Raw genomic sequence first — 13,026 nt, 5'->3', positions numbered from 1 at the left:
TAATCACAGCTAAATCGACCATTTAATTGATGATTATTCATGCTTAATTCTCCAGCAACCACGAGAATTTTTTATTTTTACAAGAGGTCTAGTTATGTCTTTATCAATTCGAGTAATTCTCCTAGTAGCGACAACAGTTTATCAGACGTTATCTGTTTGGTTAGAAGAACAAAAAGCACCGCCGGGTAATTTGATTAATTTGGGTAAATATCGCCTGCATTTTTGTCTAGCAGGAGTAGCTAGTCCCACTATTATTATTGACCATAGTTTAGGGGGAATTGAGGGATATTTTTTGATAGAAGAATTATCACAATTAGCTAGGGTTTGTATTTATGATCGAGCGGGTTATGGTTGGAGCGATTCTAGTCCTTATCCCCGGACTAGCTACCAAATTGTTCAGGAATTAGATAAATTACTAACCCAAGCACAAATAGAACCGCCTTATATTTTAATTGGTGATTCTTTTGGCAGTTATAATGTTCGACTTTATGCTCATCTGTTCCCAGAAAAAGTAGTAGGTTTGGTACTCACCGATGGTTTACACGAGCAGGGAATGCTGAAAATGTCGCCGGCATTAAAGGCATTAAAATTATTTTTTATCTCGGGATTTTGGATGTCGATTATCGGCTCAATTTTAGGCATTATCCGAGTTTTGAGAGTTCTAGGAGTTTTTGAATTATTAAAACCAGAACTACGTCGCTTTTCCCCAGATTCTTGTGATCGAGTTAAGCGTTCTTTCTGTCGCGCTAAACACTGGATGACGATGAGTAGAGAAATGCTTAATCTCGACCAAAGCGCTTGTCAGGTGAGTAAGGCTAACAATTTCGGTAATTTACCGATAGTTAGTATTAAAGCTAATTCTTTTTTTAAACCTTCCCTTTGGACTCGCTTTATTCCCCTCAAAAGTGCCAACCAACTCCGGGAGGAGATGCACCTGGAATTAGGCAAGTTATCCGGAGATTTTCTGCAAATACAAGCAGATAAAAGTGGTCATTTTGTCTGGATGAATCAACCGGATGTGATCATCAATGCGGTCAGAATTTTGCTTGACAAAATTAACTCTGTGTGCTAAGTAAGTAGTTGGACAAAAGTAAAGTTAACTGTGGGGTAAGGAGTCAGGAGTCAGGAGTCAGGAGTCAGGAGTCAGTAGTCAGTAAGAATTGCATCAATTTACATTTCTTAAGATAGACAACAGAATTTATGTCCGACTACTTAATAGGGCAAAATTAACTTCTTGGTTAGGATAGGCAAAAGGCAAGAGATTCGATCGAGATTAGCTGAAATCCTAGAGAATTATTACCTAATTAGGGTTTGCTGAATAAATGTGAAAACCTTGTTGGATAAAACTTTTAGACTTTTTTGCTATCAAAAAGTGTCAGCCATTGGAGTGAACGGGGGAGAATAAAACCCTACACCCCACACCCTACACCCCACCAACAGACTTTTTGCCGCAAACCCTAATTATTGAGGGTAATAATCTGGGCGCTAAAACCCTGTTTAGTTAACTCTTGTACCCGTTGTTTAGCTTGGTATTGTTGCTGAAATAACCCCACTTGAATAACATTTTCTCCCGTACGGATAAATGCGAGGGGTTCAATTTCTTTAATTTTTGCCAACGCTTCCGCACTATTACTCCTAACTTCCACGCGAAAGAGTTGATTAGCGGCAATAACCCGCTGCTGTGGTGCGGGGGGTTTATTGGCGCGATTTTGAGGTCTGGGTGCTGGTGGATTGACAGTTTGACGATGATTATTAATAACCGTAGCATCGGCAGGACGCACGGTAGCGGGAGCTTGAAAAACGTATTCTCTCAGGGGTTGATTACCAGAAACTGGGTCCGCCACCAGAGGACGAACTGAAGGAGAATTAACTGGGGGCAAATTTAAGGGTGAACATTGGGAACAATTAACAGCACTGGGACTGTCTGAACGTTTAGTTGGTTGTCTAACCGCCGGTGGTGGGGGCAAACGACGACCGGGATAAAGATTCTGGGCAAAAGATAAGTTTGCTTTTAGCAGCACGGTTGCTTGAGCGATTATCCCGACTTTTAACCAAAATAAAGCCGAGAAAAACAGTAGGTTTGTTCTCATTGTGCTGGTTTGTCCTCACAGGAAATTTGGGTACACCATGTCCAAATTTTAAAGGAGGAAATGCTAGTCTAGAAAGTATATTGGTTAAAAATCATTACAAGGTTTATGGGAAAAGTTGTTGTCGGTCTATCGGGGGGAGTAGATAGCTCTGTTGCCGCTGCCGCCTTACACGCTCAAGGTTATGATGTTATTGGCTTGACCCTGTGGTTAATGAAGGGTAAAGGTCAATGCTGCTCCGAGGGAATGGTAGATGCGGCCTTTATTTGTGAACAGTTGGGGGTTCCCCATCATATCGTCGATAGTCGCGAGCTTTTCCAAAAAGAAATTATTGATTATCTAGTTTCCGGTTACGAAGCGGGAATCACACCGCTGCCCTGTTCTCAGTGCAATAAATCGGTAAAATTTAGCCCGATGCTGCATTATGCTAGGGAAACCTTGCAAACGGACACTATTGCCACTGGTCACTACGCTAGAATTCGTTTTTCTCCGGAAAATAACCGTTATCAACTGCTGCGCGCCGTCGATAAAAATAAAGATCAATCCTATTTTCTCTATGATCTAACTCAAGATGTACTGCGTCGAACTTTATTTCCCTTGGGCGAACAAACCAAGGCAGAAACCCGCAGGATTGCCCAGGAATTCGGTTTAAAAACAGCAGATAAACCCGATAGTCAGGATTTATGCTTGATTGAAGCTCACGGAACTATGCGATCATTCTTGGATAAGTATATCGCCGTTAGTGAGGGCGATATCGTCGATCTCGATGGCAAAGTTTTGGGTAAACATAGCGGTATCCATCATTATACGATCGGACAACGCAAAGGCATCGGCATCGCCGCCGCCGAACCCCTCTATGTGGTAAAACTCGATCCCGTCATGAATCGGGTTATCGTCGGTAATCGCGAAAGTGCCGTTAGTGCCGATTGTCTTGTCGGACGGATGAACTGGGTTTCTATTGCCGAACCCACCACCCCTATCCGCGCGCAAGTACAGGTACGTTATCGTTCTCCGGCCGTTCCCGTCAATGTTATTCCCCTAGAAAATAATCAAGTGAAACTGGTTTTTGATGAACCACAATTTAGTATCACCCCGGGCCAGGCAGCCGTGATTTATGAAGGGGAAATCGTTCTCGGTGGGGGGATTATCTCAGGAGCCACCCCATAGGGAGAGCCACCAATTCACAGAATAACCTGATTATGGTTCGGGGGTCATTCTGCCAATTAGGGACTCTCCCCGGCAGGTTGAGCTAAAAATTAACGACGGGGTACAGAAGCCTCGATGTTAATATTCATAGCGGAGACTCTTGGTACAGGATTGCCTTTGGCGCTACCGAGACCCCGGGCCATAGCCAAGAAGCTGGAAGGATCGCCGGCTTTGGGTTTTTGCTCTTGGGGAACATAGCGACGTACAGCATTCTGCCAAACGATTTGAGGGAAGCCCAAAATACCACGATAGTAGCCATCGTAGCGAGGCGAGGTGATGTTGAATGGACGTTCACCAATTTCGCGGCTGGCTAGGGTGCGACGACGTTGGTAGGGAACGGTATCATAACCAAAGCTTTGCAGATACTCGTCACTGTTGAGAAGTTGATCGACAAAACCTTGAATCCCTTTGGTGGCAACGACAATCGACCAAGCAATTTTTTCTCTTTCGCTATAGACATCGCGACCGAGAACTCTTTGTACTACCTGTTCGACAAAGCGATAGTTGCTGTTTTTCTCGTAGAAGCTGTTATAGAAGGTTTTCGATAACAGTAAACCACGAATGAAATCCCGCACCGATAATTGTCCATTGCGTAATTGGGATTCGAGGAAGGGTTCCCGATCCCATTTGAAGGCATGGAAGAAAATCTGACGGTAAGCGGCTTCGATTAAATCGTCCAGGTCGCCAGGGGAGAGGACATTTTCCGTCGTGTAAACTCTCGGTTTTTCGTCTCCACCGACATCATAACCAGCTACCCGCACGTTTTGGGACTTGGGGGCGTAATTTAAAAGAGGAATGGCCAAGGGTAAACCTCCGTATCCTTAGAAATGCTTAAAAAACTTTCCTCCTAATGATAAGGGAGTAGGTGCCAACTAGAAAAGAAATATTAAAAATTCTTACAATTGTTAAGAAAACTTGCTTACCATCCGGGGTGTTGGGGGTTGGGATTTTGGGTGTTGGGGTGGTCACTGCGTGCGCGTTGCGGGGGGTGTTGGGGTATTAGTTGAATTTCCCCATTTCCCCATTTCCCCATCTCCTGTCTCCTGTCTCCTGTCTCCTGTCTCCTAGATTTACCAGCCACTAATCGAATAGGATGAAGGTTCGGGGGAATCACTAGAGACTGACTCCGATGACTGATTGCGGGATTCAGCACAAAAAGTGGCCGTATTAAAACCGCCAAAACGTTGAACTGTGCTAGTGCGGAGACGTAAATCGGTATCGGCAAACCAAAAACGCTCGATCGAGGTCATAGTTTCGTATTCTGTAATTAAGACTAAACCTTCCTGTTCATCAATGTGATAACGGCCCGCCACGGGAACGATTTCCGCATAACCGCGCTCCCGCAGGAGAACACCAGCTTGGGGATTATCTTCGTCGGGAATTAGCGCAAAAACGGTGGTTCCTTGATGATTTTCGTCTTCTTTGTCCCACTGCATCGAACCATCCCAACTGACAAAGGCACCCCCCACCGCCTTGGCGGGATCGACTTCGTGCATTTCACAGATAGCGATAATTTTCGGGTTATCGGCGCTTAAAGCTTCCACATAAATCTCGGAATCGCCGGTTTCTGAGCGTCGAAAGGGTAAATGATGGGTGGTGCGCTGAGATTTCCACTGTCCCGCACTTTTCTGAAAAAAGGTCATCCCGTCCATAGTTTTTATCCTCTATTTTTTCCATCTATTTTAACGCCATCGTCGTTTTCTGTAACCCTTGTCCCCCTCTCTCTCTCATTCATCCCCAAAATAATCATGATCAATTCTCTTGATTTCATAGATTTTTTGGGTCGATACACCTAAGTTATAATCAATCATCAATTGACCTAATTCTTCCCCATCAATCAGCACTATTTTTATCTCATTTCTGGGGGCATATTCTAAAGCCTCTTTGGTAAAATAGGAAGTAGTGATAAAAATACCTTTTTTGGCTCCTTGTCCCGCTAATGCCCCGACAAATTTCTGGATTTCTGGACGACCAACGGCATTATTATCAGCCCATCTTTTGGCTTGAATATAGATTATATCTAAACCGAGTCTATCTTCTTTTATTATCCCATCAATCCCTTGATCCCCGCTCTTACCTACCGCTTTACCAGCATCTCTAATCGAGCCACCATAACCCATTTTTACCAGTAATTCTACTACTAATTTTTCAAAAGCATCTGGGGATAATTTTCGCGGAATAAAAAGTAAGTCTGTTGCTAATGCTTGACGAATTTCTTGATAGGAGTTTTCTAGTAATTCCTCTGGATTTTGTTCTTGATCAGAAGTTGATAAATTGCTTTCAAGAGTAATAGTTTCATTTTGCTTATTGACTCGATTGAATTCTTGAAATTCAGGAAACTGTCTCAGAAATTTGGCATCAATTCGAGCAGGATTTTGAGATAATATTTCTTTTCCTTTCTCAGAAATTACAAAAGTTGCTCTTTGGGGTGAGTCAATTAATCCCGCTTTCTTTAAATAGGTTTTTGCCCAACCGACTCGATTAGCAAAAATTTCTTGTTGTCCACTGGGAAGCATTTCTTTTCTTTCCGCTTCCGTGACTTGAAACTCTCTGACCAAGGCTTCAATAATTTCTCGATATTTATAAACTTTGCCATCTGCAAGTATTTTTAATAGGGGCAACATAATCGATTGAAAATCGGGAATGGTCATAGTTCAGATGAAAAGCGGGGGCAGTCATCACAATTATACAGCAACAATCTCCAAGAATTTAGATAGATAATAATAACAAATCTGTTTTTAATAGTGCGATTAAATCCCAATCGAACTTTAAAAACCCACTCCCTACTTCCCTAATTACCCACTTCCCAGAAAAGCCTTTTCAGTGATCAGTAAACAGTAAACAGTGAACTGAAAACTCACATCTGATAACTGATAATTGATAACTGATAACTAAATATAACTTAACTCAGTAAAAAAGACCTATTCGGATGGACAAGAAAGCCTTTTTTCAGTGCTTCTCGTCCTAACAACATCCGAAAACCCATGACATCGCGATTAGTCAAGGTTAATTCGATCGGCCATTGACGACCGCCAAGTAATACACTTGTTCTGATAACGGGACGTAGTTGACTTTGACCACCGGAATTTTTTACCTGTCGCCATTCGAGGATTTCTGCGGTGGTGGTGACAGTGTGGTGACTATCTTTTTGGTAGGGATGAACTTGAAAGCGCAGCCAATTGCGATCGCCATCTGCAAAAGGATGCAGATGAAAAGCGTGTAGGGCCGAGGAGCGAGCGCCTGTATCAATCTTGGCTTTAATTTTGGTAATGCCTAAATCGGGTAAATCGAGCCATTCTCGCCAACCGATGATGATTTTATCGGGTTTCATCCGTCTATTTAGTTTTTTCTTCTTCAATCTCCCGCTGCATTTGGGCGATTTCTTCGGGAGTCATCGCTTCCAGACGTTTTTTAAAGACGGCATCTTCGTAATCTTTGCGCTGTTTGCCGTAGGTCATATTATCGGTGGCGACTCGAAACAGATAGGTAAAAATCCAACCGATGACACCACCTACCAACACCGCTTGACTCCAAATTCCCGCCGAAGCGCTATCTAAACCAGTTTTTTGCAGGATAATGTAGAGGATGCCGCCCATAGCAAACATCCCTATACCGATCCCGATGACATCTATGCGTCTCATGGGTTTTTTTGGTGATAACTTAAGCTTTTAGGGTACGACGTTGGGGACGGAAGTTAAGGAAAGGACTTAACAACAGCATCCCGGGGAAGAAAAAGCTCATCAGAAAGTACATAAACCCTCTTTCCCAAGAAGAAGCCACATACCAGCGTGTATTGAGGTAGTAGTAGATAAAGGCGGGAATGACGAGCAAATACAAGACACTGAGAGATAGGTAGATCAGGGCGATGATAATGGTTTCTTGCGTCAGAATTGATTGCATAAGGATTGATTTTTCTCAATGGCTGTCGGTGAACGGCAATTCACCTGCTGATTATTTTACCCTGTCTTTCCCCCTTTGCGGCGATCGAATTGGCGGGCTAAAATAATTGCTAAAAATACTCTTGCCAATTAAATTATTTATGATATGATAAAAGACTGTTGGTTAAATAACGGGGGCGTGGCGGAATGGTAGACGCTACGGACTTAAAATCCGTTGAGCCTTATAAGCTCGTGAGAGTTCGAGTCTCTCTGCCCCCATCGATCGAAGTCTATATTTAAACTGAGTGTTGGATATTATAGTACAAATGTCCATGCTCCCAGTAAAAACTTTTTCAGCCAGCCCTATCTAAAATATCCAATAATTCTAGGGGATGGTGAATGAGATGATCGGGGTTAAATTGGGTGAGAATCTGAGGGGAATTAAAGCCCCAAGCGACGGCCACCACTTGCACTTGACTTTTTTTGGCAGCAGTAATATCTCTGGTTTCATCGCCGACATAAATCATTTCATCGGGACAGAATTTATTTTGTCGGATCAGGCGATCAATAATTTTGTGTTTGCTGAATAAAGGCGTTCCCGAACAGATAAAATCAAATAAATTTAAGAGTTGATTATTATCTAAAAATATGGTGACGTTTTCTTTGGTATTAGAAGTTATTATTCCTAATCTATAGCCTCTTTCTTTAAGAGTGGCGAGGCATTGATGCCAGCCATGGAAGGGTTTCAGACATTCAATTTGTTTATTTAATTCCCGTTTAACTCGATAGAGTAAAAAAGGGATTTTAACGGGGGAAACTTGGGATTGTTTAATAATTTCTTGGGAACTAAGGTTTTTTAGTCTGGCCAAATCTTCCTCGTTGACGGGTTGATAACCAAAATTTTTAGCCAAACGATTGACAATCTCCACGAAAGTATCGTGGGTATCGGCGATAGTACCATCAAAATCGAACACGACCACTTTAATTGTCATCTTGTAGGGGGTTAGGAGAATGAGCTAAATTAGCTTGGGCATTACGTCGCCACTGCTGGGGTTTGATTCGACGTAGGGCTGACGAGATGAAACGACGATCCCACTCCTCTATAGTTAGATTAGCTAATTCATCCAACCTTGGCGAAAGGTTTTCCGGACGAGGTTGAAAATCCTCCACGTCGGTAACTTGGGCAAAACGTTGATTCCAAGGACAGACATCTTGACAGATATCGCAGCCAGCTACCCAACCCTGTAAATTCTTGGCAATTTCTGTAGGCAAAGTTACAGAACGATTTTCAATGGTATGGTAGGCAATACAGCGATTAGCATCCACCACATGGGGACTAACTATTGCTTGGGTGGGACAGGCGCTTAAACAACGGCTACAGGTGCCACAATGGGCGCTATGGGGTCGATCGGGTTCTAAAGGTAAATTAGTTAATATTTCGCCCAAAAACACCCAACTGCCGTAATTGCGGGTAATTAAGTTACCATTCTTGGCAATCCAGCCGATCCCTGCTCTTTGCGCCCAAACTTTATCCTGTACCGGTCCAGTATCCACATAGTAACGGGTTTGAATTTGCTCTCCCTGACTTTCTAACCATTGACTGAGGGCTTTTAATTTTTTACTTAATACTTTGTGATAATCCCGTCCCCAAGCATAACGGGAAATTTTGCCATGGTTTTGCTCTTGACTGTGTTGCTGGGGGGTGTAGTAGTTAAGGGCGAGACAAATTAGCGATCGCACTTCTGGCCAAAGAGTTTTGATATCCTGTCGTTTCGGGTTAGTCATCCAATCCATATCAGCGTGATAACCCCGCTCTAACCAGCTTTTTAGATGGGATACCGCCGAGTCTTGGCTGTCCACAGAGGCAATACCGACCCCATGGAAGCCCAACTCTAGCGCTTTTTCTTTGATTTGTGTTTCTGTCAGCATAGAAATATCTTAAGTCAAGTATTTGTAACAATTATTTGCAATCCTAAATTTTTTGTTACATAATGGGCAGGTAAAGAGATAAGGCAGTAAGCAAGTCTCTAAATTAAATAAACAATCACCTCTGAGGCTTATTATGGTTTACACTGCATCTGCATTCAACACTTTAGCGATCGATGTTCCTAGCACCACCGCTCAATATAAAAGTTTGAACACCGATGATAAACTAGCCGTTCTCTGGTTCGCCTATACGGAAATGGGTCGCTCTATTACCCCCGCCGCACCGGGAGCCGCTCGTTTACAATTTGCCGAGGGACTACTGAACCAAATTAAAGCCATGTCCCACACTGAACAATTAGAAACCATGCGCGATTTGGTTAAAAAAGTCAGCAATCCGATTACCCGCTCCTACGGTGTTCTCAGTGTTAACACCAAACTAGCTTTCTGGTATCAATTAGCGGAAATGATGAAGGAAGGAACCGTGGTTCCCGTCCCCGCTAACTACAAAATGACTCGCGAGGCAAATATCGTCCTCACCGCTCTGCAAAAACTGGACTTTAGCCAACAAATCACCGTTTTACGCAATGCTGTAGTGGACATGGGTGTGGATCCTCTGGCCTAGTTTTTCAAATCATCTCTATCTTTAATTTTGACAAAACAACTACCTTGATCCATAACTCCTAGCCGAGAGGTTAGGGGTTGTTTTTTATCGAGAGCATTTATCTTCATGGTGAGATGGGAAGTCTCCGATTTTAGGGAACACCGGAACTGCGGAACAGTAGCCAGTCGATGCCCAATACCTTCATACTTTATCTTGTCCCCAAAATGACTTGTACTTTGCTAGTACAATTATAGTAAAATAAGAAAGATTAAAACAAATAACCATGTCTCAACCGATTACCATCGAAGATATCTATAAACTTTTTGAGAAAACTAACGAAAAGTTTGAACAATCACGCCAAGAATACGATCGCCGGGCTGCCGAAGCCAAGGCCGAAGCCGATCGCCGATCCGCCGAAGCCGATCGCCGTTTGGCCGATCTAGAGAAAACAGTGGCTAATACCAGTCGTGCGGTGGATAGTTTAACCACTCGCTGGGGAAGATTTGTCGAGGAATTAGTCGAACCTGCTGTTATTAGCCTATTTCGTGCCAAAGGTATCGATGTTAAAGAAACCTATAGTCGTGCCAGGGTAAAACGGCAAGGAATAGCCATGGAGATTGACATTTTAGCCGTCGATGAAACCGAGGTAGTTTTAGTAGAATGTAAGTCTCGTTTATCGAAAGATGATGTCAACGAGTTTTTAGAAAAATTAAGTCGATTTAAACAAGCATTTCCCCATTATAAAAACTATCAAGCTTATGGTGCAGTGGCGGGAATAGAAATAGATGAAGGAGTAGATCGTTATGCCTATAAACAAGGTTTATTTGTGATTAAACCATCGGGAGAAACGGTAGAAATCATTAATGATTCTGGTTTCGAGCCTAAATTATGGTAGGAGAAAGATGAGTCTTTCATCTGGCAAAGTATTGGCAGCAGGTCTAATTTTTCCAACCTAAGACTAGACTAACCTATGGATAGGATGCAGAATTAGTATTCATATCTTGATTCAGTAACGCCTTGCCTAATTAATTTTTGAGGATTCAAAAACGGCAAAAATAAAGATTAAATGGCATAAAATCTGTGAATAGAGCATTTTAAATTCTCCTGACTACTGACTACTGACGACTGACTGCTAACCCTAACAACAATTTTTGATTTTTACCAGAGGTCTAGTAACGACTTGTCCTAAAATTGTCAATAGCCAGTTTCAATGCACAAGAGACTTATGGCTAAAAACTGGCTCCAGTTTTTGACCGGGATAGCACCGCTTGATCGCAGTGGATCGTAAAATGGGATAATGCTAACTTTGAGAGTCAGAGAGACTATGAGTGAATTCGACTACGATTTAATTATTATCGGTGCTGGAGTTGGTGGCCACGGGGCAGCCCTACACGCAGTCAAATGTGGGCTAAAAACGGCTATTATCGAAGCCAAAGATATGGGAGGAACCTGTGTCAATCGCGGTTGTATTCCCTCTAAAGCTTTACTGGCAGCCTCGGGACGAGTGCGGGAATTAGCCGATAGTGACCATCTGAAAAGTCTAGGTATTGCCATCGGTGGCGTTAATTTTGACCGTCCGACAATTGCCGATCATGCTAACAACCTTGTCAGTAAAATTAGAGGCGATCTCACTAATAGTCTTAAACGTCTCAAGGTTGATACTATCCACGGTTGGGGAAAAATCGCCGGCCCGCAAAAAGTTAGCGTCATCGGGGATAGTGGCGAAAAAATCTACACCGCTAAGGATATTATGCTCTGTCCGGGGTCGGTTCCCTTTGTCCCACCGGGGATCGAGATCGATCATAAAACGGTTTTTACCAGCGATGAGGCCGTTAGATTAGAAACTTTACCCAAGTGGATTGCAATTATCGGCAGTGGTTATATCGGTCTGGAATTTTCGGATATATACACCGCTTTGGGTTGTGAAGTGACGATGATCGAAGCTTTAGATAGTCTCATGCCTGGATTTGACCCAGAAATCTCGAAAATCGCGGAAAGAGTTCTGATTAAACCTAGAGACATCGAGACTTATGTGGGAGTTTTGGCAAAAAGTATTAAACCGGGGAATCCTGTGGCCATTGAACTGGTGGACGCAAAAAGCAAAGAAGCGATCGAAATTTTAGAAGTAGATGCTTGTTTAGTTGCTACAGGAAGAGTCCCAGCGACAAAGAATCTCGGACTGGAATTTGTCGGGGTAGAACTGGATAAACGCGGTTTTATTGCCGTTAATGACAAAATGCAGGTAATTCAGGACGGTGAACCGATTCCCCATCTCTGGGCTGTGGGCGATGCTACGGGTAAAATGATGTTAGCTCACGCTGCTTCGGGTCAAGGGGTAATAGCCATTGAAAATATCTGTAATCGCCCAAAAACCATCGATTATCGCAGTATTCCCGCCGCTGCTTTTACCCACCCCGAAATTAGTTATGTGGGTTTAACGGAACCGCAAGCAGAAGCTTTGGCACAGCAAGAAGGGTATAAGGTGGCTGCTGTCAAGACCTATTTTAAGGGAAATTCTAAAGCTTTAGCGGAAGGAGAAACGGAAGGCATCGCTAAAGTCGTTTATCGTCAGGATACGGGGGAATTACTCGGTGTTCATATTATCGGTATCCACGCATCGGATTTAATTCAAGAAGCGGCCAATGCGATCGCTGAACGTAAATCCGTCCATGAACTCGCTTTCCGCATCCACACCCATCCGACTCTCTCAGAAGTCCTCGACGAAGCTTATAAACGCGCTGAAGTGGCAGCATAGAGTCAGTTATCAGTTATCAGTTATCAGTTATCAGTTATCAGTTATCAGCTTCTGAAGGCAAGAGGCAACAGGCACTCGTGCAAAAGACAGAATCTGGCAATTCTCCAAGTTTCCGACTCCTGAATTCTGACTTCTTTCTCTTTTTTTACTTTTTACTTTCAAGATTATGTTTGGATTAGGTTGGCCAGAAATAGTAATTATTGCTGTGGTTGTTCTGCTGATATTTGGACCGAAAAAAATACCCGAATTTGGGGCAGCTTTGGGGAAAACTTTACGGGGATTTAAGGAAGAAATCAATCAAGATGAGCAAGAAAGCGAAGACAGTGACGAGAAAATGAGATAGATTTCGCCCGTATGAAACTCCACTATATCAGTTATCAGTTATTAGTTATTAGTTATCAGTTATCAGTTATCAGTTATCAGTTATTACTATTAAATAGGGCTTGCTGAATAATGGTAAAATCCTTTTAAAATAAAGCTTTTGACCTGTTAAAGTCCGATGTTCCTGCTGCGAAAATAGGATTGGGACTTTCAAAAACCTTGCATTATCCTTCTTGTAGTACATCGCTTGGT

15 protein-coding genes and 1 tRNA gene are annotated in these 13,026 nt (G+C 42.9%); 7 read left to right on the top strand and 9 right to left on the bottom strand.

What is annotated here, in order from left to right; genetic code table 11:
• Positions 1–94 precede the first annotated feature (94 nt).
• Positions 95–1,072 (top strand): alpha/beta fold hydrolase, encoded by a 978-nt coding sequence (locus N0824_RS05595; protein WP_108936022.1) that lies wholly within the window; start codon positions 95–97, stop codon positions 1,070–1,072.
• A 385-nt stretch (positions 1,073–1,457) separates the two neighbouring features.
• Here the strand turns inward: N0824_RS05595 and N0824_RS05590 are convergent, their stop codons facing one another.
• Positions 1,458–2,090 (bottom strand): hypothetical protein, encoded by a 633-nt coding sequence (locus tag N0824_RS05590; protein ID WP_108936021.1) that lies wholly within the window; start codon positions 2,088–2,090, stop codon positions 1,458–1,460.
• Positions 2,091–2,195: 105 nt separating this feature from the next.
• On the opposite strand from N0824_RS05590, the gene mnmA reads away from it, so the two are divergent.
• Positions 2,196–3,254 carry a tRNA 2-thiouridine(34) synthase MnmA gene (mnmA, locus tag N0824_RS05585; RefSeq protein ID WP_108936020.1) on the top strand — a complete coding sequence of 353 codons (1,059 nt, stop codon included), beginning with the start codon at positions 2,196–2,198 and terminating at the stop codon, positions 3,252–3,254.
• 89 nt (positions 3,255–3,343) lie between these two features.
• On the opposite strand, the gene N0824_RS05580 is transcribed toward mnmA, so the two are convergent.
• The 6 genes from N0824_RS05580 to ndhL all read right to left on the bottom strand — a co-directional run bounded on the left by N0824_RS05580 (position 3,344) and on the right by ndhL (position 7,193).
• Complete coding sequence (locus N0824_RS05580; protein WP_002760473.1) at positions 3,344–4,096, bottom strand: phycobilisome rod-core linker polypeptide; 753 nt, start codon at positions 4,094–4,096, stop codon at positions 3,344–3,346.
• Between the two features lie 267 nt (positions 4,097–4,363).
• Positions 4,364–4,945, bottom strand: coding sequence for a phycobiliprotein lyase (locus N0824_RS05575; protein WP_108936019.1), 582 nt, complete (start codon positions 4,943–4,945; stop codon positions 4,364–4,366).
• A gap of 75 nt (positions 4,946–5,020) precedes the next feature.
• A complete protein-coding gene (locus tag N0824_RS05570) occupies positions 5,021–5,944 on the bottom strand; it encodes a restriction endonuclease (protein WP_108936018.1) in 924 nt (307 codons plus the stop codon).
• A gap of 251 nt (positions 5,945–6,195) precedes the next feature.
• A complete protein-coding gene (locus N0824_RS05565; protein WP_108936017.1) occupies positions 6,196–6,624 on the bottom strand; it encodes an ATP-dependent zinc protease in 429 nt (142 codons plus the stop codon).
• A 4-nt stretch (positions 6,625–6,628) separates the two neighbouring features.
• Positions 6,629–6,934 (bottom strand): DUF3007 family protein, encoded by a 306-nt coding sequence (locus tag N0824_RS05560; RefSeq protein ID WP_002763321.1) that lies wholly within the window; start codon positions 6,932–6,934, stop codon positions 6,629–6,631.
• Between the two features lie 19 nt (positions 6,935–6,953).
• Positions 6,954–7,193, bottom strand: a complete 240-nt coding sequence (gene ndhL, locus N0824_RS05555) for an NAD(P)H-quinone oxidoreductase subunit L (protein WP_108936016.1) — start codon at positions 7,191–7,193, stop codon at positions 6,954–6,956.
• Positions 7,194–7,364: 171 nt separating this feature from the next.
• On the opposite strand from ndhL, the gene N0824_RS05550 reads away from it, so the two are divergent.
• Positions 7,365–7,450 (top strand) — tRNA-Leu (locus N0824_RS05550).
• A 74-nt stretch (positions 7,451–7,524) separates the two neighbouring features.
• Here N0824_RS05550 and N0824_RS05545 read toward each other — a convergent pair.
• Both N0824_RS05545 and queG read right to left on the bottom strand, forming a co-directional pair.
• Positions 7,525–8,163: an HAD-IA family hydrolase gene (locus tag N0824_RS05545; RefSeq protein WP_108936015.1), complete on the bottom strand. Its 639-nt coding sequence runs from the start codon at positions 8,161–8,163 to the stop codon at positions 7,525–7,527.
• A complete protein-coding gene (queG, locus tag N0824_RS05540; RefSeq protein WP_108936014.1) occupies positions 8,153–9,100 on the bottom strand; it encodes a tRNA epoxyqueuosine(34) reductase QueG in 948 nt (315 codons plus the stop codon). The genes N0824_RS05545 and queG overlap by 11 nt, the downstream gene beginning before the upstream one ends.
• 133 nt (positions 9,101–9,233) lie before the next feature.
• Between queG and N0824_RS05535 the strand changes: the two genes are divergently transcribed.
• The 4 genes from N0824_RS05535 to tatA all read left to right on the top strand — a co-directional run bounded on the left by N0824_RS05535 (position 9,234) and on the right by tatA (position 12,796).
• Entirely contained in the window at positions 9,234–9,719 is a 486-nt protein-coding gene (locus N0824_RS05535) for an orange carotenoid protein N-terminal domain-containing protein (RefSeq protein ID WP_108936013.1), read from the top strand.
• 262 nt (positions 9,720–9,981) lie between these two features.
• A complete protein-coding gene (locus N0824_RS05530) occupies positions 9,982–10,593 on the top strand; it encodes a DUF3782 domain-containing protein (protein ID WP_108936012.1) in 612 nt (203 codons plus the stop codon).
• A gap of 429 nt (positions 10,594–11,022) precedes the next feature.
• Positions 11,023–12,453 (top strand): dihydrolipoyl dehydrogenase, encoded by a 1,431-nt coding sequence (lpdA, locus tag N0824_RS05525; RefSeq protein WP_108936011.1) that lies wholly within the window; start codon positions 11,023–11,025, stop codon positions 12,451–12,453.
• 166 nt (positions 12,454–12,619) lie between these two features.
• A complete protein-coding gene (gene tatA / locus N0824_RS05520) occupies positions 12,620–12,796 on the top strand; it encodes a twin-arginine translocase TatA/TatE family subunit (RefSeq protein ID WP_002769654.1) in 177 nt (58 codons plus the stop codon).
• The last annotated feature ends 230 nt before the right edge of the window (positions 12,797–13,026 follow it).

The organism is Microcystis sp. 0824, from assembly GCF_003112475.1.
Taxonomy (GTDB): domain Bacteria; phylum Cyanobacteriota; class Cyanobacteriia; order Cyanobacteriales; family Microcystaceae; genus Microcystis; species Microcystis aeruginosa_C.
Note: the sequence above shows the minus strand (reverse complement) of the source record. Positions and strands in the feature narration are given on the sequence as shown.

Bases quoted from the DNA above. Each gene is read 5' to 3' on its own strand.
- N0824_RS05595 (WP_108936022.1), top strand. From the start codon at position 95: ATGTCTTTATCAATTCGAGTAATTCTCCTAGTAGCGACAACAGTTTAT.
- N0824_RS05590 (WP_108936021.1), bottom strand. From the start codon at position 2,090: ATGAGAACAAACCTACTGTTTTTCTCGGCTTTATTTTGGTTAAAAGTC.
- mnmA (WP_108936020.1), top strand. From the start codon at position 2,196: ATGGGAAAAGTTGTTGTCGGTCTATCGGGGGGAGTAGATAGCTCTGTT.
- N0824_RS05575 (WP_108936019.1), bottom strand. From the start codon at position 4,945: ATGGACGGGATGACCTTTTTTCAGAAAAGTGCGGGACAGTGGAAATCT.
- N0824_RS05570 (WP_108936018.1), bottom strand. From the start codon at position 5,944: ATGACCATTCCCGATTTTCAATCGATTATGTTGCCCCTATTAAAAATA.
- N0824_RS05565 (WP_108936017.1), bottom strand. From the start codon at position 6,624: ATGAAACCCGATAAAATCATCATCGGTTGGCGAGAATGGCTCGATTTA.
- N0824_RS05560 (WP_002763321.1), bottom strand. From the start codon at position 6,934: ATGAGACGCATAGATGTCATCGGGATCGGTATAGGGATGTTTGCTATG.
- ndhL (WP_108936016.1), bottom strand. From the start codon at position 7,193: ATGCAATCAATTCTGACGCAAGAAACCATTATCATCGCCCTGATCTAC.
- N0824_RS05545 (WP_108936015.1), bottom strand. From the start codon at position 8,163: ATGACAATTAAAGTGGTCGTGTTCGATTTTGATGGTACTATCGCCGAT.
- queG (WP_108936014.1), bottom strand. From the start codon at position 9,100: ATGCTGACAGAAACACAAATCAAAGAAAAAGCGCTAGAGTTGGGCTTC.
- N0824_RS05535 (WP_108936013.1), top strand. From the start codon at position 9,234: ATGGTTTACACTGCATCTGCATTCAACACTTTAGCGATCGATGTTCCT.
- N0824_RS05530 (WP_108936012.1), top strand. From the start codon at position 9,982: ATGTCTCAACCGATTACCATCGAAGATATCTATAAACTTTTTGAGAAA.
- lpdA (WP_108936011.1), top strand. From the start codon at position 11,023: ATGAGTGAATTCGACTACGATTTAATTATTATCGGTGCTGGAGTTGGT.
- tatA (WP_002769654.1), top strand. From the start codon at position 12,620: ATGTTTGGATTAGGTTGGCCAGAAATAGTAATTATTGCTGTGGTTGTT.